Origin of the sequence: Hyphomonas polymorpha PS728 (assembly GCF_000685315.1) — a bacterium.
Classification (GTDB): Bacteria; Pseudomonadota; Alphaproteobacteria; order Caulobacterales; family Hyphomonadaceae; genus Hyphomonas; species Hyphomonas polymorpha.
In genome coordinates this window covers 69,120-91,606 of sequence record NZ_ARYM01000012.1, presented here as the reverse complement: position 1 = coordinate 91,606, position 22,487 = coordinate 69,120, and the positions used below count along the sequence as shown (strand labels likewise).

The window sequence follows — 22,487 nt, the reverse complement described above, 5'->3', positions numbered from 1 at the left end:
CCAGGGCGGGGTTTGCCAAGGGGCGGGACTGGCCATACCGTTGCGCCGGAAAGAAACTGCCTGCCCGCCGAGAGGACCCCATGACGTTCAGACCCGCCTTGCTGATTTCCGCTGCCCTGCTGCTGGCTGCCTCTCCGGCCTTTGCGGAGGCGCGCGCCCCGCATGAGCAGAAGGCCCGCAGCCTCTATGAGGAAGCCATCGCGGTGCGCACGGCGCAGGGGCAGGGCAAGGTTCCCGAACTGGTGGCGTATCTGGTCGAGGAGCTGAAAGCGGGCGGGTTCACCGATGCCGACATTGAAGTGACCGATTACGAGAATGATGGCGAGCGGATCCAGGGCCTGATGGTCTGGTACCGCGCCGAGGAAGGCAAGGCGGCGGACAGGCCCATCGTTCTGCTGGCGCATATGGATGTGGTCGATGCGCTGCCCGATACCTGGGAGCGCTATCCCTTCGACCTGATCGAGGAGGACGGCTATTTCTTCGGCCGGGGCACGGCGGACAACAAATATGGCGTGGTCAGCCTGATCTCCACCTTCCTGCGGCTCAAGGAGGAGGGCTTCAAGCCGAGCCGCGACCTGATCATCGCGCTGTCGGGCGATGAGGAGACCGGCATGGTGTCTACCCGCGCGCAGGCCCTGTACACCGCTGAAAAGATTGATCCGGCCTATGTGCTGAATGCGGATGCGGGCGGGCTGTCGCTGGGCATGGATGGCAAGGCGCTGCTTTATGGCATTCAGGGCTCGGAGAAGACCTATGCCACGTTTGAGCTGACGATCGATAATCCCGGTGGGCATTCGTCTGCTCCGAGGGCGGACAATGCCATCTATGAGCTGGCCGATGTGCTGAAGAAGATCGAGGCGTACAAATTCCCGGTGATGCACAGCCCGATGACGCTGGCGTCGATGAAGATTTCCGGGGCGCAGACGCCGGGGCCGCTGGGGGACGCCATGCGCGCCTTCGCCGAGAACCCGGCAGACGAGGCCGCCATCGCCGTGCTGCGGGCCGAGCCGTCTACGGTTGGCACCACGGGGACGACCTGCGTGGCGACCATGCTGCGCGCGGGGCATGCTGAGAACGCGCTGCCGCAGCGGGCGACGGCCACCGTCAATTGCCGCATCTTCCCCGGCGTCGGCATCGAGGCCACCGAGAAGACGCTGAAGGACGTGGCGGGCAATGAGAGGCTGAGGATCAAGCTGGTCTCGGACCTGGTGGAAAGCCCGGAATCGAACCTGCCGGAGGAGGTGCTGGCGGCGGTGAATGTGGCGCTGGCCGCGCGCGGGCTGGAGGGGCTGACGGTCATGCCGCACATGTCGTCGGGCGGCACGGACGGGATGCACTACCGCAATCTCGGCTATGACACGCTGGGCATCGGGGGCTCGGCGGCCAAGCCGAACGACACCTTCGCCCATGGCCTGAACGAGCGCCTGTCGGTCGATGCCTTCTATTCCGGCCTCGATCACTGGTACATCATCCTGAAGGAACTCGCCGGCGGGGAAGGCTGAGGCGCAGGCGGGGGGCTTGCCCTTTTCCGCGCGCTGGGCGAGCAATCAGGCCGCAAAACAACATGAAACGGGGCGGCGTCAGACTGTCCTACGGGGAGGTTGACGTTCGCCCATGAGCAAGACTGCGCACATTCCGTTCCGCGAGGTGCCTTACCTGCCGTTGAAATTGAAGGTGGACCGGCGCGCCGATGGCACGATCTATCTCGACAGCGGCCACCCCCTGAAGGCGCACCCGCCGCATATGCTGGCGCCGCTGGTGAAATGGGGCGCTGAGCGCCCCGGCCAGGTGTGGCTGGCTGAACGCTGGCCGGAAGATCCCGGCGCGAATGACTGGCGCCGGATGACCTACGCCGATGGTCTTGCTGCGGTGAAGCGCCTTGCGGCGGCCTTCCTCAGCGAAGGGGCGGGCCAGGACGCGCCGGTGATGATCCTGTCGAAGAATTCCATCGACAATGCGCTGGTGATGTATGGCGCGATGTGGGCGGCAAGCCCTGTGGTGCCGGTGACGCCCGCTTACGCCACGCTGAGCCAGGACCTCTTGCGCTTTGGCTATATCGACCAGCTGACCAGCCCGAAATTCATCTATGTCGAGGACGGGAAGGAATATCAGCGCGCCCTGAACAGCCTGGACCTGACCGGCCGGCTGGTGATCTATTCGCGCAATGCGCCCGATGTGCCCCGCGCTGTCAGCCTGGAGGATTTTGCCGGGCAGGCGGGGCCAGCGGTGGACGAGGCATATGCCCGGCTGACGCCCAAAACGGTTGCCAAATACATGCTCACGTCGGGGTCCACCGGTGAGCCCAAAGCGGTGATCAACACCCATGGCATGGTGGCGGCCAATGCCAAGATGATCCGCTCCGTGTGGAATGAGGAACGCCTCGACGAGATTACCGGCGGGCCGCAGGTGATGCTGAACTTCCTGCCCTGGAGCCACACCTATGGCACCCATTCCATCCTGCACAACATGCTGGACTGGGGCGGCACGCTGTATATCTGCCAGGGCGCGCCGACGCCCGCGCGCCTTCCCGAGATGATCCGTAACCTGAAGGAAATTCCCACCACCCAGCACACCACCGTGCCGCAGGCCTGGGCGGCGTTGGCCACGGCGCTGGAACAGGATGATGCGCTCGCCGAAGTGTTCTTCTCCCGCCTCACCTCCATGGCGTATGGCGGCGCCTCGATGGGGCAGGATATCTATGAGCGCATTCAGGAAGTGGCGGTGCGCGTGACCGGGGAGCGTATCTCGCTTTCGGCAGGCTATGGCGCCACCGAAACCTCGCCGACGGCGTCCAACGTTCACTGGCCCAATGACAAGATGGGGCTGATCGGCCTGCCTCTGCCGGGCAATACGTTCAAGCTGGTGCCCACGGGCGAAAAGCTGGAACTGCGGGTGAAGGGCGTGAACGTTACGCCCGGCTATTTCCGCAATCCGGAGAAGACTGCAGAAGCCTTCGATGAAGAAGGCTATTACCGGCTGGGCGACGCGGTGAAGTTTGTTGATCCGGCCCTGCCTGAGCGCGGCCTTGCCTTTGACGGGCGCACAGTGGAGGAATTCAAGCTGGCCAGCGGCACCTGGGTTTCGGCCGGGGCGGTGCGCGTGGCGGCTGTGGCGGCGTGTGGCGGGGCGCTGTCGGACGCTGTGGTCTGCGGGCTCAACAAGGATGAGATCGGCCTCCTCGGCTTCCTCAATCTTGCCTGGTGCCAGCGGCTGGTGGGGGAGGCGCTGCCGGCCGATCAGCTGGTCACCCATCCCAAGGTTCAGGAGGCCGTGCGGGCCGGCCTTGCCGCGCACAACAAGGCCCACCCTAATGCGGCGGCCCGGATTGCGCGCATCCTTCTGCAACCCCAGGAGCCGCGCGCCGATCTGGGGGAAATCACCGAGAAGGGCTATATCAACCAGTCGCGCACCCAGGCGTTGCGGGCGGACCAGCTGGACCTGCTCTATTCGGACGCGCCTGCAGCGGCAAGACTCCTGATTTGACGGAAAATTCTGTGGCAAAAGGCGCTTGCCGGGTAGAAACCTGCCCTTAAGGGCTCGATTCCTTATCCAAAGTGCTTAAACATGCCCCGCGGAGCGACCGGGTAACCGGAAGCTTCAGCCATTCCCCTTTGGCTTATGGGCGGGTCGCGGATAGTCAGGAAGCTCCCCTTGCTTCCTAATTGTCTGCGGCCCGCTTTCTAATTGTCTGCGGCCCGCTTTGGTTTTGCGCTGGCGTCAAAACCCGCTAGGGAACGCCAGCAGCAAATTTAGGGGAGGTTCGTCCATGTCCGACACGTCCGCCGCCATGACCGGCGCAGAGGCCCTTGTTTCCACACTGGCAGATCATGGCGTTACTGCCTGTTTCGCCAATCCCGGCACTTCGGAGATGCACCTCGTCACCGCGCTGGACCGCGAGCCGCGCATCCGCTCGGTGCTCTGCCTGTTCGAAGGCGTGGCGACGGGCGCGGCTGATGGCTATGCCCGCGTTACCGGCCGCCCGGCGATGACGCTGCTGCATCTTGGCGCGGGCTTCCTCAATGGCGGGGCGAACATCCACAATGCCAAGCGCGCCTGGACGCCGATGATCAATGTGATCGGCGATCATGCCGTGCCGCATCTGCGCTATGACGCGCCGCTGACCTCCAATATCATGGGGCTGGCCGGGCCCAACTCCGTCTGGATCAAATCGGCTGACAGCGTGGCCGCCACGGGCGAGTTGGCAGCCGAGGCCTGGGCGGCGAGCTTTGGCCCGGTGCCCGGCCCCGTCTCTCTGATCCTGCCGGCAGATTCGGCCTGGAATGAAGGCGGCAAGCCCGGCAAGACGCGCGCCCAACCTTTCCTGCGCGCGCCGGACGCGGCGCGGGTGGAGGCGGCGGCCAAAGCCGTGAAGGCCGCCAAGCGGCCGATGATCCTGATCAGCGGCAGCGCGCTGACGGGGCCCGGCCTTGGCCATGCGGCGCGCCTGAAGGCGGCTGGCATCCGTGTGCTGACGGATACGTTCTTCCCACGGCAGGTGCGCGGGGCCGGCATCTTCGCGCCCGAGCGGATGCAGTATTTTGCCGAAGGCGCGATGGCAGACCTTGACGGCACGGACCTGATGCTGGTGGCCGGTACGCAGGTGCCGGTCGCGTTCTTTGCCTATCCCGGCAAGCCGAGCCTGCTGGTGCCCGAAGGCTGCACGCCGCTGGTGATCGGCGGGCCGGAAAGCGACAGCGCGGCCATCCTCGAAGCCCTCGCCGATACGCTTGGCGCCACTGAAGCGGCCCCGGCGCCCACGCTGGAAATTCCCGACGCGCCCACCGGCGCGCTGAACGCGGCCACGGTCGGCGCGTCGATTGCCCGCCATATGCCGGAGGGCACGTTTGTTTCCGATGATGGCGTTTCCAACGGCCTGCCGAGCTTCCTGATGACGGGCCGGGCGCGGCCGCATGACTGGATGATGCTGACCGGCGGGGCCATCGGGCAGGGCATGCCGCTGGCGCTGGGCGCGGCGGTCGGCGCGAAGGGCCGCAAGGTGCTCTGCCTGACGGGCGATGGCGCGGGCATGTATACCAACCAGGCGCTGTGGAGCATGGCGCGGGAAGGCGTGGACGTGGTCAATGTCGTGTTCGTCAACAATTCCTACCGTATCCTGAATATCGAGCTGGCGCGCACCGGCGCGGGCAATCCCGGCCGCGTGGCCGCTGACCTGCTCGGCCTCGGCCGCCCGGAGATCGACTGGGTGAAGCTTTCCGAGGCGCAGGGCGTGCCTGCGGTGAATGCCACCACGGCGGAAGAGTTCGACGCCGCCCTCCAGCGCGCCTTCAGCGAGCCGGGGCCGCACCTCATCGCGGCGCATGTGCCGGCGCGCTGAGCTGGTTCACAATGACAACAAAAAAGCCCCGGAGCAGGCTCCGGGGCTTTCCTGTTTCATCTGAGGACGGAGGACTGGTTATTCTGCCGCCTCGTCCTTCTTCTCCGCCTGCTTCACCGGATCAAACTTCGCGAACCAGCCCATCACATTGTCCGTCTGGGCGATGAGGCGGCTGGGGCGGCCGGTGATGTGGTGGGGGGCGCCGGGAATGCGGATGAGGGCGGTTTCCACGCCGTTCATCTTGAGGCCGGTGTAGAACTGTTCGGCCTCCCAGGCGGGGGTGCGGAAATCTTCCTCGCCCACCAGCATCATCGTCGGCGTCGTCACCTTGTTCACAAAGCTGATCGGCGAGCGTTTGAGGAAGGCGTCCGGATCGGTCCATGGGTCGGCGCGTATCCAGTGGCGGCGGACATATTGGGCAATGTCTGCAGCGAGTGCCATCGTGTACCAGTTGATCACCGGCTTGGCCGACACGGCGGCGGCAAAGCGGTCGGTCTTGGTGACGATCCAGGCGGTGAGGATGCCGCCGCCCGATCCTCCGGTCACGAACAACCGGTCCTTGCTGACATAGTTGCGGCGGATGAGTTCATCCACCACGCTCATCAGGTCGTCATAGTCATAGCCGGGATAGGCCAGGTCGATGGCGTGGGCAAAGTCCTCGCCATAGCCGGTCGAGCCGCGCGGGTTTGACCAGACGGTGACATAGCCTTCGGCCGCATAGCGCTGGATCTCGCTGGCGAAATAGGGGCCATACATCGCGAAGGGCCCGCCATGGATTTCCAGGATCATCGGGAAGCTGCCATCGGCCTTGAAGTCTGGCGGCAGGGCCACCCAGGCTTCGATCTCCAGCCCGTCATGGCTGGAGGGCACCTTGATCTCTTCAACGCGCGCCATTTCCAGATAGGGCAGGATATCGTCGTTCAGCGCGGTGAGCACCTTGGCGTCCTTGCCATCGATGCCGGCGGAGGCAATCTCGGAGGGGCGCTCGGCAAAGCCGGCGGTATAGGCGATCAGCGGCTTTTTCCCTCCGCTGACGGAGAAACTGCCCGAGGCATAGGGGCGGCCAATGGAGGTGCCCCCGATATCGGTGAGCAGCCGGGTCACGGCCCCGCCTGTGGTGATGCGGAAGAGGCTCAGCACGCCATGATCTTCGGACAATACCAGCAGGCTCTTGCCATCGGGCGCCCACACGGTCTGGTCCACGCTGCCGGGAAAGTCTGCGGCGATCTCGCGCGCGCCGCTGCCATCGGCATTCATCAGATAGAGATTGTCCTGCTGATAGGACAGTACCTTGTCGTCATAGCCGCGATAGGCAATCGTCTTGCCGTCCGGCGAAACAACGGGGGCGTAATCCGGCCCGTCCCGGTTTGTCAGAGGGCGGATGGAAAGATCGCCGAGGCTGATGGCGTAGATCTCGCTCTCGATGGGGTCGAGCTCGTGGTCTTCGGCGAGGTTTCCGGACACCAGCAGGGTGGTGTTGTCCAGCCACGCCGGCCCGCCCATGTCTGTTTCCTCAAAGCTTACCTGGCGCGGCGTGCCGCCATCCACCGGGAGCACGAAGATCTGCGTGGTGCCGTATTTGAGATAGCCGCTCCCATCAAAGCGGAACTGCAGGCGATCGAACACCTTGACCGGATCGCTCCATTTGCCGCCTTCGGGCGTTGCAGGCGCCTTGGCAAAGCTCGGCGTTTCTCCGGGTACGAACATCGAGAAGGCGATGAACTTGCCGTCCGGTGACCAGACCGCCTGCGACGGCGCCTGCAGGAACTGGGCCAGCGGATGGCTGCGGCCGGTATCGGGATAATAGACGCGCATTTCCGGCTTGCCGCCATTGCTGGCGGAATAGACGAGGCGCGAGCCATCGGGCGACCAGCGGGGGCTGGAGGCGCCTTCGGGGCTGACGATCAGCGGGCGGTGGTTGCCGGTGGCCGTGTCGATGCTCCAGAGCTGGCCGATGTCGCGGTCGGTCAGCCGGTCCATCGCGCGGCGGACATAGACAATGGTTTTCCCGTCCGGCGAAATCTGCGGATCGGTGGCGTATTCCATGTCGAAAACGCGCTCCGCCGTGAAGCGTTTGGACGGCGTCTTGTCTTTCTTCGTGTCGGCGATTGCCGGCGTGACCGCCAGCACAAGCGCCAGGCTGGCTGCGGCCAGTATGCGCAATTTCATCGGAAACCCCTCCGTCAGTCGTGTGCGCATGGCGTAACATGCTGAAAGCATGGAGGATAGCGCAGCGGCAATCCGGGCTTGCGATTCGGGGGCTGCTCACGCATATAGCCCTCGGAGGCAGGCGGCGGACGAGCCGCTCGCCAATCGGGTCAGGCGGGGAACCGAGCAGCCCTAACGAGTTTCCGCTCGGGTCGTTTGCCTGTCTCCACCCTTTCCCCCTTCCTCTGCCGCCACCGCCCGTACCATGGCGGTCTCCGTCAGCAGGGGATGCTCCGCCAGATCCGACACGGATATATAGACGGCGCCGAGCCGCGTGCTCTTGGCCGGCAGGGCGTCTTCGCCCAGCGCCTCGGACATCGCCCGCCAGACCAGCTCAGTGCAATAAAGGCGCGTATCGGTCTCCAGCGAGAAGGCGCGGTCGAACGGGCGCCCCACGGCGGCTTCGGCATAGGCGAGATAGGCGGCGCGCGCCGGGCCGGTGAGATCGATCTGGTAGAGGCCAAGCTCGCTGACATCGGAGAGATAGGCGGCAAGGCTGACGCGGACCACCTTGCCCGTCTGCCGGGGCGCGCCGGTATCGGCATGGATTACCGAGAGACTGCCATCGGGATTGGCCACCGCGATGCCGACATGGCCCCAGCGCTTGTCGCCCTGAGACCAGATGGCCGCGATCTGAGTGCCCGTGCCGGTGCCGGCGCCCTTGAACAGGAGGTCGCCCGGCTGGACCGGGGGCAAGGCAGAGGGAAGGATCTCGGCGCCCGCGGCGCTTGCAACCAGCAGGCAGGCCAGCGCGGGGGCTATTTGCCGAAGCAATTGGAGAGCACGGCGCTGCCCGGCAGGGAGATCGATTCATAGATGAGCGTCATGGCGTCATCGATGGTCGCGGCTGAAGACAGCGTGTCAGCCACCAGCATGGCGTCGGCTTCCGACATGAATTCGCCTGTGGGCTCTTCGTATATTTCGTCCCAGCCTTCCCAGGTGATGGAATCGGCGAGGCAGGTGCAGTCTTCCGCGTAGTAACTGCTCACCTTGCCCGCCGTGACGGCGGCATCATGCCGGGCCACCAGCGCCGGGCAGGCATTTTTGGCCCGCGTCTGCTGCGCGATATGAACATCGGTCAGCTGGGCGAGGGCGGGCATGGCAACGGCAAGGCCCGCCAGAGCGGCGATCAGATATTTCATGTGTACGTCCCCGGTAAGTCGTGTGGGCTTGAGGCTACACCTGAGCTGCGGCGGGGCGCAATCGACCGAATATCCTTTGGCCGAGTTTCTTTGACTGGCCGGTCACCGGCTGTTCGAACAGGGTGAAACTCGCCCAGGCGACAAGCGTGCAGCCCAGCATGATGGCGGGCAGGGCAATCGCATTGTCCAGCAGGCCGGGCATGGCAACCTTGCCCCAGACCAGGCCGAAGAAGTTGGCCGACAGCATGTGGGTCAGATAGAGCGAGTAGGACCAGTCCCCGATGCTTACCGGCAGGCCGGTCAATTTCCAGTCCTGGCGCAGTTCGATGGAGGCGGCGCCATAGGTCAGCAGCGCCGCGCTTGGCAGGAAGAGAATGACCCGGGCGCGGTCATGGGTGATGAAGCCGCCGGAGTCTGCGCCCAGCGCGCCGTTCACATAGAGGGTCATGCCGATGATCAGGGCGGCGGCGCCCACTGCCAGGGCCGGCACACCCAGGGCGCCTCTCGTTGACCGCCAGAGGAAGGCGGCGGCTGCCCCGGCCAGGAATTCCAGCAGCATAGGGTGCGTGAGAAGCCGCAGGACCGGTTCTTCGCCGCGGGAGGGATTGAGAATCAGGCCGAGGCTGACGGCTACCGTGCCCCAGAGAATCAGGATCGGCAGGCGGCGGCGTTCGCCCAGGGGGATCATCAGCAGCGCCGCGAAGAAGATGTAGAAATACATCTCGTGAATCAGCGTCCAGCCGGTCTGGAGCAAAGGGCTCTCGGATTTGGGAATCAGCAGGTAATCCTTGAGCAGGCTGATCTCCTGCTGAGTGCCGCCATAGACCAGTTGCGGACGGAAAAGCCAGATCGGCACCAGCGCCGACAGGCAGAGCCACCACAAGGGATAGATTCGCGTGACCCGCGACCAGAGGAATTTTCCGGCATCCCGGAGGCCCCCCAGCGTATGGTGGGACACCAGCACCATGACGAAGCCCGACAGGACGAAGAAAAGATCGACGCCCCAGTCGCCGATATCGGTCCATCGGCCGAGAATGTGGCCGATTCCCCGCTTGGCCTCGATATCCTCGATATGGGCGAGCAGCACCATGTAAGCGGCAATGGCCCGCAGCACTTGCAGATTGTTCAGCTTCATTCGGGTCCCCACACGAATATTGCTGATTGTTAGTGGCGACCATCTGGCTAAAAGTGCAATAGCCTTCTTATCGGCGGCCGCCGGGACTGAGAGGTTTCTGACCGGGCTTCAGGCGGGGCTGAAACGCCTGAAAACACTGGGCGATCCGGCCCGCGTTAAGAATTTGTTCACCGGTTTTCCACGCCTTCTTGACGGAATTGCGAATTGGGGCGTTGACCCGAAATTAACCTTCGGACACTATATCTTGTGTCGGGGCAAAGGGGTGAGGCCACATCTGGTTTAACTCCCGCGATATCCCTATATCTGCAGGAACATCGAGGAGGGTCGCCATGTCGGCAACCAACGCTAAATCCGTCGCCGCTGAAGCCGCTCGCAAGGGCAAGCCGAAGGCGGGTACGGGCGCGAAAGTGGCGCTCGTGCCGGTCAATCAGGTTGTGACCGATCCGTCCCGCGATTCTCTGCTGACCGATTTCGGCAAGAAGACGCTCGATGACCGCTACCTGCTGCCGGGCGAGACCTATCAGGACATGTTCGCGCGCGTTGCCACGGCCTTTGCCGACGATGCCGCCCATGCCCAGCGCATCTATGACTATATCTCCAAGCTCTGGTTCATGCCGGCGACCCCGGTGCTGTCGAATGGCGGCGCTGATCGCGGCCTGCCGATCTCCTGCTTCCTCAACCAGGTGGGCGATTCGCTGGACAATATCGTCGAGACCTGGACGGAGAATGTCTGGCTCGCCTCCAATGGCGGCGGCATCGGCACCTATTGGGGCAATGTCCGCTCCATCGGGGAGAAGGTCGGCCAGAACGGGCAGACCTCGGGCATCATCCCCTTCATCCGCGTGATGGATTCGCTCACCCTCGCGATCAGCCAGGGCTCGCTGCGCCGTGGCTCGGCGGCGTGCTATCTCGACATCCACCACCCGGAAATCGAGGAGTTCCTCGAAATCCGCAAAGCGTCCGGCGACTTCAACCGCAAGTCGCTAAACCTGCACCACGGCCTCAACATCACCGACGCCTTCATGGAAGCGGTGCGCAATGACGAAGAGTTCGGCCTGATCTCGCCCAAATCCGGCGAAGTGCTGAAATACGTCAACGCCCGCAAGCTGTGGCAGAAGATCCTTGAGCTGCGGATGCAGACCGGCGAGCCCTACCTCCTGTTCACCGACACCGTGAACAATGCCATGCCGGCCCACCAGAAGCGCCTCGGCCTGAAAGTCACCCAGTCGAACCTCTGCTCGGAAATCACCCTACCGACCGGCATTGACCATCGCGGCCAGGATCGCACGGCCGTTTGCTGCCTCTCCTCGGTCAATGCCGAGACGTTCCTGGAATGGTCGAAAGAGCCGATGTTCCTGGAAGACATCTTCCGCTTCCTCGACAATGTGCTGGAAGACTTCATCCAGCGCGCCCCGCCGGAAATGGCCCGCGCCGTCTACTCCGCCAAGCGCGAGCGCTCGGTTGGCCTCGGCGTCATGGGCTTCCACTCCTTCCTGCAGGCGATGAACGTTTCGCTGGAAAGCGCGACTGCCAAGGCGCTCAACCTCAAGATCTTCAAGCATATCCGCCAGGGCGCGGACGCGGCTTCGGTGAAACTCGCCAAGGAGCGTGGCCCCTGTGAGGACGCCCGCGATGTCGGCATGATGGCGCGCTTCTCCAACAAGCTCGCCGTGGCGCCCACCGCGTCGATCTCGATCATCTGCGGGGGTACCTCGGCCGGCATCGAGCCGATCCCGGCCAACGTCTACACCCACAAGACCCTCTCGGGCTCCTTCACGGTGAAGAACAAGCAGCTGCAGGAACTGCTCGGCTCCAAGGGGCTCGACACGGACGAGGTCTGGACCTCGATCCTCGAGCATGAGGGCTCGGTGCAGCATCTCGACTGCCTGACGCCGGACGAGAAGGACATCTACAAGACTGCCTTCGAACTCGACCAGCGCTGGATCATCGAGCTGGCGGCTGACCGCACGCCCTTTATCTGCCAGTCCCAGTCGCTGAACCTCTTCCTGCCCGGCGACATCAATAAATGGGACCTGCACATGCTGCACTGGACAGCATGGGAGCGCGGCCTGAAATCGCTTTACTATTGCCGCTCCAAATCGGTGCAGCGCGCCGCCTTTGCCGGATCGGAAAAGATCGAAGGCGAGAAGCTGGAAATCGAGAGCACCGATTATGACGAGTGCCTCGCCTGCCAGTAAGGGCCGCTCACATAAGTGATTTCCATCAAGGGGCGTTTGCCGTTAACGGCAGGCGCCCTTTCTCGTTGGGGAGGTAAACCCCGGCACTGCCTTGGTTTTGTCTATTTTCTCAACGCGTTAATGCAAATCCCGGGCTTGCCGCAGGGGTAGGAAAGTCAAAAAATTTTTTTATTTCCGAAACCTGTAGCGTTTTCTGCAGAAATGGGCGGGCAGGCGATCCGTTAATCAATTCGGGCCGAAATCTGTGTTGGGCTCGATTTCTCTTCATGATATTGGAACTGATAAGGGCGAACTTCGTTACAGAAACAGTGGCGAGGTTCTACCTTGAGAGGCGTCCGAGTGATGATGATTGCATTCGCAACCAGTCTTGCATCATTAGCCTGCCAGGGCTGTGTCTCTGGCGATGTCGCCGGGCATGCCTACGCCGAAGCCGCAGCCGAACCCTCGCTGGGCATGATGCTCGCAGTTCCGGGCGCGATGGGCGCAGGCCCGCTGAACGCCCCTTCCGATGCAGCGTCCGCCGCGCTTGCCGCTTCGGCAAACACCAGTGTCATCACGCCGCTGACCAGCGCGGATGCCCCGATCAGCGTTGTTGCCATGTCCGGGCCGCAGCCGGCCTTCAGCCTTACGGGCTCTGGCACCACCGGCGTGTCGGTCGTTGATTCCAACCTCGCCTGGACCGGCAGTTCTGCCCTGTCGCGCGTTGCCGCCGATCTGGCCACCCGCCGCGCGGGCCGCTCGGTTGAGGTGGTGCAGGATATGTCGCTCGGCCTCTCCATTGCTGCGCCTGCCTCCCGCACCGGCCTTGCCTTTGACGTTGGCCTCGCCCCGCGCGTTGCCATCCGCGATGAAGGCGATCTCACCAGCCAGCGTTTCGGCGGTGAAGTCCGCTTCGGTCAGGGCCTGAACCTCACGAACAATAAGGGCCAGCCGGAAGGCTGGTATCTCTTTGTCGGCGCCGATGGCGAAGCGCTCGTCTGGGATAATTCCGGCTCCACGCCGTCGCTGTCGGATGTCTTCGATGTCCAGGTCACCGATCAGGTCACTGTGGGTGACCTTCAGGCTGGCGTGTCGATCCAGCGGGCAGGGGGCGAGCTGTCCTTCAGCTATATCCGCCGCGAGATGAAGTTTGACGACCGCAACCGCAGCCTCAAGGATACCGAGGACTTTGCGGGCATCACCTTCACGATGCGCCGCTGAGCAGGCCTGCTGCCAGGGCTGCCACCAGTACCAACAAGGCAGATCGCCTTGAGGTTCCGGACCCACAGGCAATCAGTATACTGAAAAATATGGTATCCCGTGCCTGACGTTTCTGCCGTATGGGTTAGCTTTTCCGCGCCAGAGTTTTGCACGCTCAGGGAAAATCAACCGGGCGCAGCCGTTCTGGCGCGACGCGCCAGAAGGCTTCGGCTTCCGGGCCAATGGCAGACAGAACCGGGTCTATTTCATCGGGCCTGACCACCGCGCGCAGGGCAATTGCCGCCGCCTCAATGCAATTGTCAGGCGTCAGATTGTGACGTGGCCGCAAGGCTTTTGCCTCGGCAGTCTGCGCCTCGCGGTTGCCCCAGGGCGATGGGGCTTTCGGATGCCAGCGGTAGAGGAAGATGGCGCGCACAACACTGGGCAGGGCATCGGCAAATCGCAGCGCCTGGTCCACAGTCAGGCGCCGTCGGAAGGCCAGCAGCACGCCTTCAATGGCGGTGTAGGCGGAATTGTTGCTGACGAGATCCATTTCATCTCTGGCGACTTCAAGGAAGCGTTGCCATTCGGCGCTGGCATGTCGATAGGTCCACGGCATTGGCATGCCTAACTGATATATCCCTCCGCCGCGCTGCCCATGTGGTCGCTCGCCGCAATTCGTGGCAAGTCAACAGCTCAGGGATTCCTTTTCCGTACGCAGGGCAGGCTGGGCAATGGCTGAGAAAGAACTGGCAGAGACCCCCGAAAAGCAGTCAAGCGAGCCCCCCGCTACAACCCGCAGCGGGGAGTTTGGCTGGCGGGTGTTTGTGGATGCCGCTGTGCCGCCGGCGGCGGCCATTATCTGTTTTGCGGCTGGTGTGCTGTTGCTGCTCTCGGCCTCCCAGCCAAATCTGGCGGGGCGGATGGGCGATCTGCTCGCCGTGCTGCCCCTGCCTCTGGTCGAGGTGTCTCATTTCGTTGCCTCGCTGCTGGGGATGCTGCTTCTCTTCCTGGCGGCGGGCCTCTGGCGGCGGATTGATACGGCCTGGTGGGCGGCGATCCTTGTGCTGCTGGCAGGCGCCGCTTTCTCCCTGCTGAAGGCGCTGCATTGGGAGGAAGCCCTTGCGCTGGCGCTGATCGCGGGGGCGCTGATGCCGCTGCGCCGCTCCTTCTACCGCCGGGGCCATATGTCGGACGGGCTGCTGTCGCTGCCCAGCCTGATTGCCATCTTCGCGGTGACCGGCCTTGCCATCTGGGGCCTGCTGGCGGCCTATGAGAATGTTCCTTATCAGGATGATCTCTGGTGGACGTTCCTGCGCGATTCCGATGCGCCGCGCTCCATGCGGGCGCTGGCAGGCGCCGTCACGCTCGGCTGCGTCGTGGCCGCCTGGCAGATCATCGGTGTGCGGCAGAGCCGGAAGGCTGACGGTCACACCGCCGCAGACCTTGCCAGGGCAGAGGCCATCTTTTCCGCCACGCGCGAAGGCCATCCCGATGCCAATCTGATGTTTGTGGGCGACAAGTCCTTCGCGTTCACGCCTTCGGGCAAAAGCTTCGTCATGTATGGCCGGCGCGGCGGCCTCTGGATCGCCATGGGCAATCCGGTGGGCCCGGCGGAGGAGCAGCTCGACGCCCTGATCGCCTTTCATGAAGCGGCCGATCATGCGGGCAAGTCTCCAGTCATCTACGGCGCCAGCGGCGATCTGCTGCCCGCGCTGGTCGATCTGGGGTACACCATTCGCAAGATCGGGGAGGCGGCCTGCATCGATGTGCCGGGGTTCAGCCTGGAGGGATCCTCCCGCGCGCGGCTGCGCCAGGCACGCAACCGGGCGCTGCGCGATGGCTGGCGGGTGGAGGTCATCCCGCCGGGCGGCCCGGTCCCCTGGGAAGCGCTGCGCCAGATCTCGGACGCCTGGCTGAAAGCGCATTCGGGCACCGAGAAGGCCTTCTCGCTCGGCCGCTATGACGAGGCCTATCTGGCGCGCTTCCCCATTGCCATCGTGCGGCAGGAAGGAGGGGGCGGGGCGCCGGTGGCCTTCGCCTCGCTCTGGCCGGCGCCGGGCGGCAAGGAGATCGCGGTCGACCTGATGCGCCATGGCCCAGACGCGCCCAATGGGGTGATGGATTTCCTGTTCCTGGGGGTGACCCTGTGGGCCAAGACGCAAGGGGTTGAGGTTTTCGATCTGGGCATGGCGCCGCTCTCGGGCCTGCGGCCGGGGCGGTATTCGCCCGCCCTCACCAATGTCGGCCACATCGCCTATGACCGGGGCGAGAGCCTCTACGGCTTCCGGGGCCTGCGAGCCTACAAGTCGAAATTTGCGCCGGACTGGCAGCCCCTGTTCATCGCCGCCCCGCCCAGGGTGTCACTGCCCTTTGCGCTGATGGCGGTGGCCTTGCTCACTTCGGGCGGGCTGCTGGGCCTGATTCTGCCTAAAACGTCCGCCAGATGACCCGGACGTGTCCGGAAATGTCCGAAACTGCCTGGATATGTCCGGCGTCTGACCGGCTTTTCCGGGGGTTAGTCGTCGTGATCGAGGGGCGGGGCGTCGCTCGTGTCGCGGCGCGGCCGGGCCACCAGATCGCCCAGATCGGTCAGTTCGATGAAGGTATCCGCCTCCCGGCGCAGATCGTCTGAAATCATCGGTGGGGTTGCATTCATGGTCGAGACGACCGACACGCGAACCCCTTTGTTTTTCACAGCTTCCACCAGCCGCCGGAAGTCGCCATTGCCGCTGAAAAGCACGATGTGATCACAGTAGGTGGCCGCTTCCAGCATATCGACCGCCAGTTCCACATCCATGTTTCCCCGCACCCGCTTGCGGCCTTCGCGGTCCACAAATTCGCGGGCGGGTTTCTTCACGACGTTGAAACCGTTATAGGCCAGCCAGTCCACCAGGGGGCGGATCGGGCTATAGTCGTCATTCTCCACCAAGGCAGTGTAATAGCTCGCCCGCACCAGCCGCCCGCGCGACTGGAACTCCTTGAGAAGCTTGCGGAAATCAATTTCCAGCCCGACGGACCGGGCCGCAGAATAAAGATTGGCCCCATCAATGAACAACGCCAGGCGTTCATCCTTGTAAAAAGCCATTGGCTTTATCCTCTTCTTCCAATAGGGAAGGGCCAAATTCATGCCCAGACGCGTTTACGTCCGGAATACCGGTCCCCTGCAGACTCTGCAAGGACGGGTTGCCGTGGCGTGCTGCAGCGCATATAAAGGGCGGTTCTTCAGGAGTATTTCCCCGTATGGCCCGCGTTACCGTAGAAGACTGCATCCAGAAGGTTCCCAACCGCTTCGAGCTGGTTCTGCTCGCAGCGCATCGCGCCCGCATGATCCGTGAAGGATCGCCGCTGACGATCGACCGGGACAATGACAAGGATCCGGTCGTTTCCCTGCGTGAAATCGCTGAGACCTCGGTGGACCTGAAAGTCGTCAAGGAAGCCCTCATCTCCAACCTGCAGGACATCCGTCCGGGCGAGGAGAACGAGCGTGAAGCTGACCGTGTTGCGCTTCAGGCAGCGCCGGCTGCGACCGAAGAAGATGTTCTGCGCGCCTATCAGGCAGAACTCGAATCCGGGCGCGACGACCGGCTCTAGGAGCACCAATGGACGGCAGCGCCCTTTCCGGACCGGAAAAAGGGGCTGGCACGGGGGCTGGCACACCGGCTCCTGCCAGCGATATTGCGTCTGACCTGCCGCCGGTTCTCTCGCGGGAAGAGCTGATCGCCAAGGTCCGCGCCTATCACCCGCGCGTCAAATCCGAGCTTCTGGGACTGGCCTATGATTTCGCCAAGAAGCATCATGGCGAACAGTCCCGCGATTCCGGCGAGGCCTATTATTCTCACCCGGTTCAGGTGGCGAGCCTGCTGGCCGATGTGAAGCTGGACGAAGTTACCATCGTTGCCGGCCTGCTGCATGATGTGGTCGAGGATACCGAGATCGACATTGGCGACATCGAGGTGCGCTTCGGCCCGCAGGTGGCTGAGCTCGTCGACGGCGTCACCAAGCTCGACAAGCTGGAATTCACCTCCAAGGAAGCCGCGCAGGCGGAGAACTTCCAGAAGTTCATCCTGGCGATGACGAGTGACCTCCGTGTACTGCTGGTCAAGCTGGCGGACCGGATGCACAATATGGAGACGCTGCACTTCCGCAAGAAGCCGGAAAGCCGGCAGCGGACCGCGCGCGAAACCATGGACATCTATGCCCCGCTCGCCCGGCGCATCGGCCTTTATGATATGGCCGCCCGGATGGACGATCTGGCATTCAAGGAACTCAATCCGGAAGCCCGCCGCGCTATCATCTACCGGCTGGAAGAGCTCGAACGCGAAAACAAGGACGACCTCGGACGGATCCGCGCGGACCTCACGCGCATCCTGAATGAGGCGGGCCTGCGCTACCGCCTGAGAGGCCGCCGCAAGCAGCCCTATTCGCTGTGGCGCAAGCTGGAGCGCAAATCGATCTCCTTCCGCGATGTGGCCGATCTTTTCGCCTTCCGCATCATCGTGCCGGATGTGGCTGATTGCTATCGCGTGCTCGGCGTGCTGCATACGCATTGGGCCTGTATTCCGGAACGCTTCCGGGATTTCATCTCCGTACCCAAACCAAACGGATATGCCAGCCTTCACACCACCGTGCGCGCTTCCGGCAACCGCCGGGTGGAGCTGCAGGTCCGTACCGAGACGATGGACCTCACCGCCGAATATGGCGTGGCCGCTCACTGGGGCTACAAGAACCGCTCCTATGGCTTTGACCTGGATTCGGCCCGCGCCGCCGGTCTTGATCCGGAGGCCAACCTCAAAGCCTTTGCAGAGCTCGTCCGTGACGGGGCGGAGCCCGGCGAATTCCTTGAGCATGCCAAGCTGGAGATGTACCGCGAGCATGTGTTCACCTTCACGCCGAAGGGCAAGCTGATCATCCTGCCGGCCGGGGCCATGCCGCTCGACTTTGCCTATGCCGTTCACTCGGCCGTGGGCGACACGACCATCGGCGCGCGCATCAATGGCGAGGAGAAATCCCTCCGCCGCCCGCTCAAGAATGGTGATGTGGTCGAGATCATCCGTGGTAAGACGGCTGAGCCGATCCGCGGCTGGGAAATGCTTACCCATACCGGCCGGGCAAAATCCGCCCTCCGGCGCCTGGAGCGCGAGCGTGAGGTTGCCGAATTCCGCCGGCTGGGCGAGGGGCTGATCAACCAGGCCCTGCGCCGCGCGGGCGCCGACCCGGTGGACGTGATGCTGCTGGATGTGGCGCAGAAGTCCGGCTTCAAGAGCGTCGACGACATGCGCGAGGCTGTTGGCCGGGGACGCTTCAAGACCTCCGCCGTGATCAAGCTTGTTTTCCCCGGCTACCAGCCCGAGCGGACCGACGACACCGCCAAGACGCCGATCGACAGCGACCATGTTCCGCTCTTTGTCGAGGGGCGCACGCTGACGCCGGGCGTCACGCTGCATCTCTCCACCTGCTGCCACCCGTTGCCGGGCGACCGGATCATCGGCGTGCAGGTGCCCGACAAGGGCCTGATGGTGCATGTGTCGAGCTGCCCGCGCCTTGCCGAGTATGATGACCGGCCGGAGCTGTGGCACGACCTGAAATGGACGGAGCTGGCGCGCACCGATGCCGTCGCCGTTACCCGCATTCGCATCAACGCCTCCAACCAGCGCGGCGTGCTGGCAAAGCTCTGCGCGGCGGTGGCCGAATCCAATGGCAATATCATCGGAATCTCGACGGCATCGCGGCATCCGGATTTCATTGAGCTGGTGATGGATATTGAGGTTGAAGACCTGAAGCGTATGACGCAAATCCTTGCGGCACTGCGGTCGTTGGCCGTGGTAGACAGAGCCATACGCGACCAGGAGGGGCAGAATGACCAGTGAAGACGTACTCGCCGTATTCAAGGAGGCGGGTGCATTGCTGGAGGGGCATTTTATCCTCTCCTCCGGGCGGCGCAGCCCTGTGTTCCTGCAGAAGGCGCTTGTCTTCTCCCGGCCCGATCTTTCCGAAAAGCTCTGCAAGGCGCTGGCGGAGAAACTCACCGCGAGCTTCGGCAAGATCGATGTGGTAGCCGGCCCCGCCGTGGGCGGCATCATTCCGGGCTATGAGCTCGCGCGTCATCTGGGCGCCCGCGCCATCTTTGCCGAACGCGTGGATGGTCAGCTTCAGTTCCGCCGCGGCTTTTCGATTGCCGCAGGCGAGCGCGTGCTGATTGCCGAAGACATCGTGACGACCGGGCTTTCCTTCCGCGAGACGGTGGAAGCGCTGGCCAAGCTGCCGGGCGAAGTGGTGGGCGGGGCGTGCATCATCGACCGTTCGGGCGGGCGCGCCGATGTCGGTTGCAAGCTGATCTCGCTGGCGCAGGTGAACTTCCCGGATTACGCGCCCGATGATCTGCCTCCGGAGCTTCAGAAGCTGGAAGCGATCAAGCCCGGCTCGCGGGGCCTTGCCTGATGACCGGCCGCCTCCGCCTCGGGGTCAATATCGATCATGTGGCGACCATTCGCAATGCGCGCGGGGGCGCCCATCCTGATCCCATGCGCGCGGCAGAGATTGCCGCCGCCGCCGGGGCAGACGGCATCACCATCCACCTGCGGGAAGACCGCCGCCACATCCGCGATGGCGACCTCGACGCGATCCGCGCGGCCACGCATCTGCCGATCAATCTGGAGATGGCGGCCACCGAAGAGATGACGGAAATCGCCGTCCGCTTCCGTCCGCATGCGGCCTGCATCGTGCCGGAGCGGCGCGAGGAACGCACCACCGAAGGCGGCCTCAATGTGGCCGGTCTGCACAATCAGATTGCGCCGATTGTCAGCCGTCTGAACGAAGCGGGGGCGCGCGTTTCTCTCTTCATCGAGCCTGATCCGGTGCAGATTGCTGTGGCCGAAGTGCTGGGCGCGCCGGTGGTGGAGCTGCATACGGGCCGTTATGCGGAGCTTTGGATCGAGGGCGGGGCAGAGGCCGCCGCGCCCGAGCTGGAACGGCTGAAGCTAGCCGCGGCCGATGCGCGCCGCCGGGGCATCGAGCCGCATGCCGGCCATGGCCTGACTTTCGAGAATGTCGGCCCCGTTGCCGCCATTCCGGAGATTGCCGAGCTGAATATCGGCCATTTCCTGATCGGGGAAGCCATCTTCATCGGCCTCGACGCGGCGATCCGCGAAATGCGCCGCCGCATGGACGAGGCGCGCGGATGATCATCGGCATCGGGAACGATCTCTGCAATATCGAACGCATCCAGCGCTCGCTGGATCGTTTCGGCGAGCGGTTCGAGCAGCGCGTATTCACGCCCTATGAGATTGCCAAGGCGCGCGGCCGCCGCCGCGTGGCAGAGACTTATGCCAAACGTTTTGCCGCCAAGGAGGCGATGGCCAAGGCGCTGGGCACGGGCGTCCCGCGCGCGGGCGTCCACTGGCAGCATATGGGCGTTATCAACCTGCCTTCGGGCAAGCCGGGCTTCGAGCTGACAGGCGGGGCCGCTACGCGCCTGGCAAAGCTGACCCCGCCGGGCCATCGCGCCCTGGTGCATCTGACGCTTACGGACGATCATCCCTGGGCCGAAGCGCAGGTGATCATCGAGGCCATTGCCATGGCAGATGTGCGATGAAGCCCGCCCGTCCGAAGCGCACGCGCCAGCGCGCCGCCGTCAAGGCGATCAGGCCGTCATTGGCGCTCGAAGCGCTGAAGGAAGCGCAGGACATCATCGGTTTCCGCTTCAAGGATGCGGCGAGCCTTGAGCGCGCCTTGACCCATCCGAGCGCCGTTGCGCCGTCGGGGGATACGGTCAAGCTTTCCAATCAGCGCCTGGAGTTTCTGGGCGACCGGGTGCTGAACCTCATCATTGCCGAACGCCTGATCGAGCGCCGCCAGTCTGACAGTGAAGGCGATCTGGCGCCGCGCCTCAACCGGCTGGTCAAGAAGGGTGCGTGCGCCGAGGCGATGCGGCATCTGGGGCTGCAGCGCTTCATTCTGATGTCCGAGAGCGAAGCGGCGGCTGGCGGGCAGGAGCGGGAATCGACGCTGGGCGACGCCTGCGAGGCGATCATCGCGGCGATCTATCAGGAGGGCGGCCTCAATGCCGCGCGCAAGTTCATCGAGCGCGCCTGGGCGCCGCAGTTTGAAAACGTTCCGGCTGAAACCAAGGACCCCAAGACCCTTCTTCAGGAATGGGCGCAGGGGCAGGGACATCCGTTGCCGGAATATGTGGTCACCGGCCGGTCCGGCCCCGATCACGCCCCGGTTTATGAAGTTGAAGTTCGCCTTGCCATGGGCAAGGCTGCCGCTACCGGCTCTTCCAAGCGCGAGGCGGAGCGTCATGCTGCTGCCCTGATGCTCCGAACACTGACAGGAACAGAATGAGCGAAACAGATATCCGCCGCGCCGGGTTTTGCGCCGTCATCGGCGCGCCGAATGCCGGCAAATCTACCCTCACCAACCGCCTTGTCGGGGCCAAGGTCGCCATCGTCACGCATAAGGTGCAGACGACGCGGTTCCCTGTGCGCGGCGTGGCGCAGGTGGGGGATACCCAGATCGTGATCGTCGACACGCCCGGCATATTCGCCGCCAAGCGCCGGCTGGACCGGGCGATGGTCAAGGCCGCCTGGGGCGGGGCCGAGGAGGCCGATTGCATTGTTCACCTCGTCGATGCCTCGGCCTGGGTGGCCGAGCAGGCGGGCCGGCTCAGCGCGGCGCAGCGCCACTCCATCGAGGATGATCGCCGCGTGATCGAACAGCTCAAGGAGGCGGGCAAGCGCGCCTTCCTCGCGCTCAACAAGATTGATCTGTTCCCGCATGATCAGGTGCTGCCCGTCATGGCGGCGCTGAACGAAGCGGGCGTCTATGATGAGATCTTCATGATCTCTGCCGAGAAGGGCGACGGCGTGGACAAGCTGGAAGCGGCCATCGCGGCGCGGATGCCCGAAGGCCCGGCGCTTTACCCGCCAGACCAGATTGCCGACCTGCCCATGCGCCTTCTGGCGGCGGAGGTGACCCGCGAAAAGCTGATGCTGCGCCTGCATCAGGAGCTGCCCTATCAGCTGATGGTCGACACCGAAGCCTGGGAAGAGCGCGCCGACGGGTCCGTTCGTGTGCAGCAGGTTATCATCGTGGGCCGCGAAGGTCACAAGGCGATGGTGCTGGGCAAGGGCGGCAGCCTGATCAAGGAAATCGGCCGCCAGGCACGGCTGGAGCTGACCCAGATGCTGGAGCGCCCGGTGCATCTCTTTCTCTTCGTGAAGGTGGATGAGCGCTGGCAGGAAAAGCGTGAGCGCTATCAGGGGATCGGCCTGGAGTTTGATGTCTGA

Annotated in this window: 18 protein-coding genes, 1 other RNA gene and 1 pseudogene; 14 read left to right on the top strand and 6 right to left on the bottom strand. The window is 64.0% G+C overall.

Annotation, left to right across the window (positions count from 1 at the left end; genetic code table 11):
* The first annotated feature begins 80 nt into the window (after positions 1-80).
* The 3 genes from HPO_RS11515 to HPO_RS11505 all read left to right on the top strand — a co-directional run bounded on the left by HPO_RS11515 (position 81) and on the right by HPO_RS11505 (position 5,335).
* Entirely contained in the window at positions 81-1,502 is a 1,422-nt protein-coding gene (locus HPO_RS11515) for a M20/M25/M40 family metallo-hydrolase (RefSeq protein ID WP_035598720.1), read from the top strand.
* Positions 1,503-1,614: 112 nt separating this feature from the next.
* Positions 1,615-3,483, top strand: coding sequence for a feruloyl-CoA synthase (locus HPO_RS11510; RefSeq protein ID WP_035598717.1), 1,869 nt, complete (start codon positions 1,615-1,617; stop codon positions 3,481-3,483).
* Between the two features lie 304 nt (positions 3,484-3,787).
* A complete protein-coding gene (locus HPO_RS11505; RefSeq protein WP_035598872.1) occupies positions 3,788-5,335 on the top strand; it encodes an acetolactate synthase large subunit in 1,548 nt (515 codons plus the stop codon).
* Between the two features lie 78 nt (positions 5,336-5,413).
* Here the strand turns inward: HPO_RS11505 and HPO_RS11500 are convergent, their stop codons facing one another.
* On the bottom strand, positions 5,414-7,504 hold the full coding sequence (locus HPO_RS11500) for an alpha/beta hydrolase family protein (protein WP_035598714.1): 2,091 nt from the start codon (positions 7,502-7,504) through the stop codon (positions 5,414-5,416).
* Positions 7,505-7,619: 115 nt separating this feature from the next.
* On the opposite strand from HPO_RS11500, the gene ffs reads away from it, so the two are divergent.
* Positions 7,620-7,712, top strand: an RNA gene (ffs, locus tag HPO_RS20270) — signal recognition particle sRNA small type.
* Between the two features lie 191 nt (positions 7,713-7,903).
* Here ffs and HPO_RS21225 read toward each other — a convergent pair.
* The 3 genes and pseudogenes from HPO_RS21225 to HPO_RS11485 all read right to left on the bottom strand — a co-directional run.
* Positions 7,904-8,239, bottom strand: a pseudogene (locus HPO_RS21225) (hypothetical protein); the annotation flags it as partial.
* A gap of 62 nt (positions 8,240-8,301) precedes the next feature.
* On the bottom strand, positions 8,302-8,685 hold the full coding sequence (locus tag HPO_RS11490) for a hypothetical protein (protein WP_035598709.1): 384 nt from the start codon (positions 8,683-8,685) through the stop codon (positions 8,302-8,304).
* A 34-nt stretch (positions 8,686-8,719) separates the two neighbouring features.
* Positions 8,720-9,820 (bottom strand): acyltransferase family protein, encoded by a 1,101-nt coding sequence (locus HPO_RS11485; RefSeq protein WP_035598707.1) that lies wholly within the window; start codon positions 9,818-9,820, stop codon positions 8,720-8,722.
* A 329-nt stretch (positions 9,821-10,149) separates the two neighbouring features.
* Here HPO_RS11485 and HPO_RS11480 point away from each other — a divergent pair, with 329 nt between their 5' ends.
* Both HPO_RS11480 and HPO_RS19785 read left to right on the top strand, forming a co-directional pair.
* On the top strand, positions 10,150-12,018 hold the full coding sequence (locus HPO_RS11480; protein ID WP_035598704.1) for a ribonucleoside-diphosphate reductase subunit alpha: 1,869 nt from the start codon (positions 10,150-10,152) through the stop codon (positions 12,016-12,018).
* 342 nt (positions 12,019-12,360) lie between these two features.
* A complete protein-coding gene (locus HPO_RS19785) occupies positions 12,361-13,218 on the top strand; it encodes a lipid A-modifier LpxR family protein (protein ID WP_051612549.1) in 858 nt (285 codons plus the stop codon).
* Between the two features lie 154 nt (positions 13,219-13,372).
* Here the strand turns inward: HPO_RS19785 and HPO_RS11470 are convergent, their stop codons facing one another.
* Positions 13,373-13,822 carry a DUF2267 domain-containing protein gene (locus tag HPO_RS11470; protein ID WP_035598701.1) on the bottom strand — a complete coding sequence of 150 codons (450 nt, stop codon included), beginning with the start codon at positions 13,820-13,822 and terminating at the stop codon, positions 13,373-13,375.
* Positions 13,823-13,931: 109 nt separating this feature from the next.
* On the opposite strand from HPO_RS11470, the gene HPO_RS11465 reads away from it, so the two are divergent.
* Positions 13,932-15,647: a phosphatidylglycerol lysyltransferase domain-containing protein gene (locus tag HPO_RS11465; protein WP_084324280.1), complete on the top strand. Its 1,716-nt coding sequence runs from the start codon at positions 13,932-13,934 to the stop codon at positions 15,645-15,647.
* Positions 15,648-15,715: 68 nt separating this feature from the next.
* On the opposite strand, the gene HPO_RS11460 is transcribed toward HPO_RS11465, so the two are convergent.
* A complete protein-coding gene (locus tag HPO_RS11460) occupies positions 15,716-16,285 on the bottom strand; it encodes a LabA-like NYN domain-containing protein (protein ID WP_035598698.1) in 570 nt (189 codons plus the stop codon).
* A 155-nt stretch (positions 16,286-16,440) separates the two neighbouring features.
* Here HPO_RS11460 and rpoZ point away from each other — a divergent pair, with 155 nt between their 5' ends.
* Genes rpoZ through era form a run of 7 tightly spaced genes read left to right on the top strand, consistent with a single transcriptional unit; the run spans position 16,441 to position 22,487 of the window.
* Complete coding sequence (gene rpoZ, locus HPO_RS11455; protein WP_035598694.1) at positions 16,441-16,791, top strand: DNA-directed RNA polymerase subunit omega; 351 nt, start codon at positions 16,441-16,443, stop codon at positions 16,789-16,791.
* An 8-nt stretch (positions 16,792-16,799) separates the two neighbouring features.
* A complete protein-coding gene (locus HPO_RS11450) occupies positions 16,800-19,067 on the top strand; it encodes a RelA/SpoT family protein (RefSeq protein WP_051612548.1) in 2,268 nt (755 codons plus the stop codon).
* Entirely contained in the window at positions 19,057-19,638 is a 582-nt protein-coding gene (gene pyrE / locus HPO_RS11445; RefSeq protein ID WP_035598691.1) for an orotate phosphoribosyltransferase, read from the top strand. Before HPO_RS11450 ends, pyrE begins: the two co-directional genes overlap by 11 nt.
* Positions 19,638-20,381, top strand: a complete 744-nt coding sequence (locus tag HPO_RS11440; RefSeq protein ID WP_035598689.1) for a pyridoxine 5'-phosphate synthase — start codon at positions 19,638-19,640, stop codon at positions 20,379-20,381. The genes pyrE and HPO_RS11440 overlap by 1 nt, the downstream gene beginning before the upstream one ends.
* Positions 20,378-20,791, top strand: a complete 414-nt coding sequence (gene acpS / locus HPO_RS11435; protein ID WP_035598686.1) for a holo-ACP synthase — start codon at positions 20,378-20,380, stop codon at positions 20,789-20,791. Before HPO_RS11440 ends, acpS begins: the two co-directional genes overlap by 4 nt.
* Complete coding sequence (gene rnc / locus HPO_RS11430; protein ID WP_051612547.1) at positions 20,788-21,543, top strand: ribonuclease III; 756 nt, start codon at positions 20,788-20,790, stop codon at positions 21,541-21,543. Before acpS ends, rnc begins: the two co-directional genes overlap by 4 nt.
* A complete protein-coding gene (era, locus tag HPO_RS11425) occupies positions 21,540-22,487 on the top strand; it encodes a GTPase Era (protein WP_035598683.1) in 948 nt (315 codons plus the stop codon). The genes rnc and era overlap by 4 nt, the downstream gene beginning before the upstream one ends.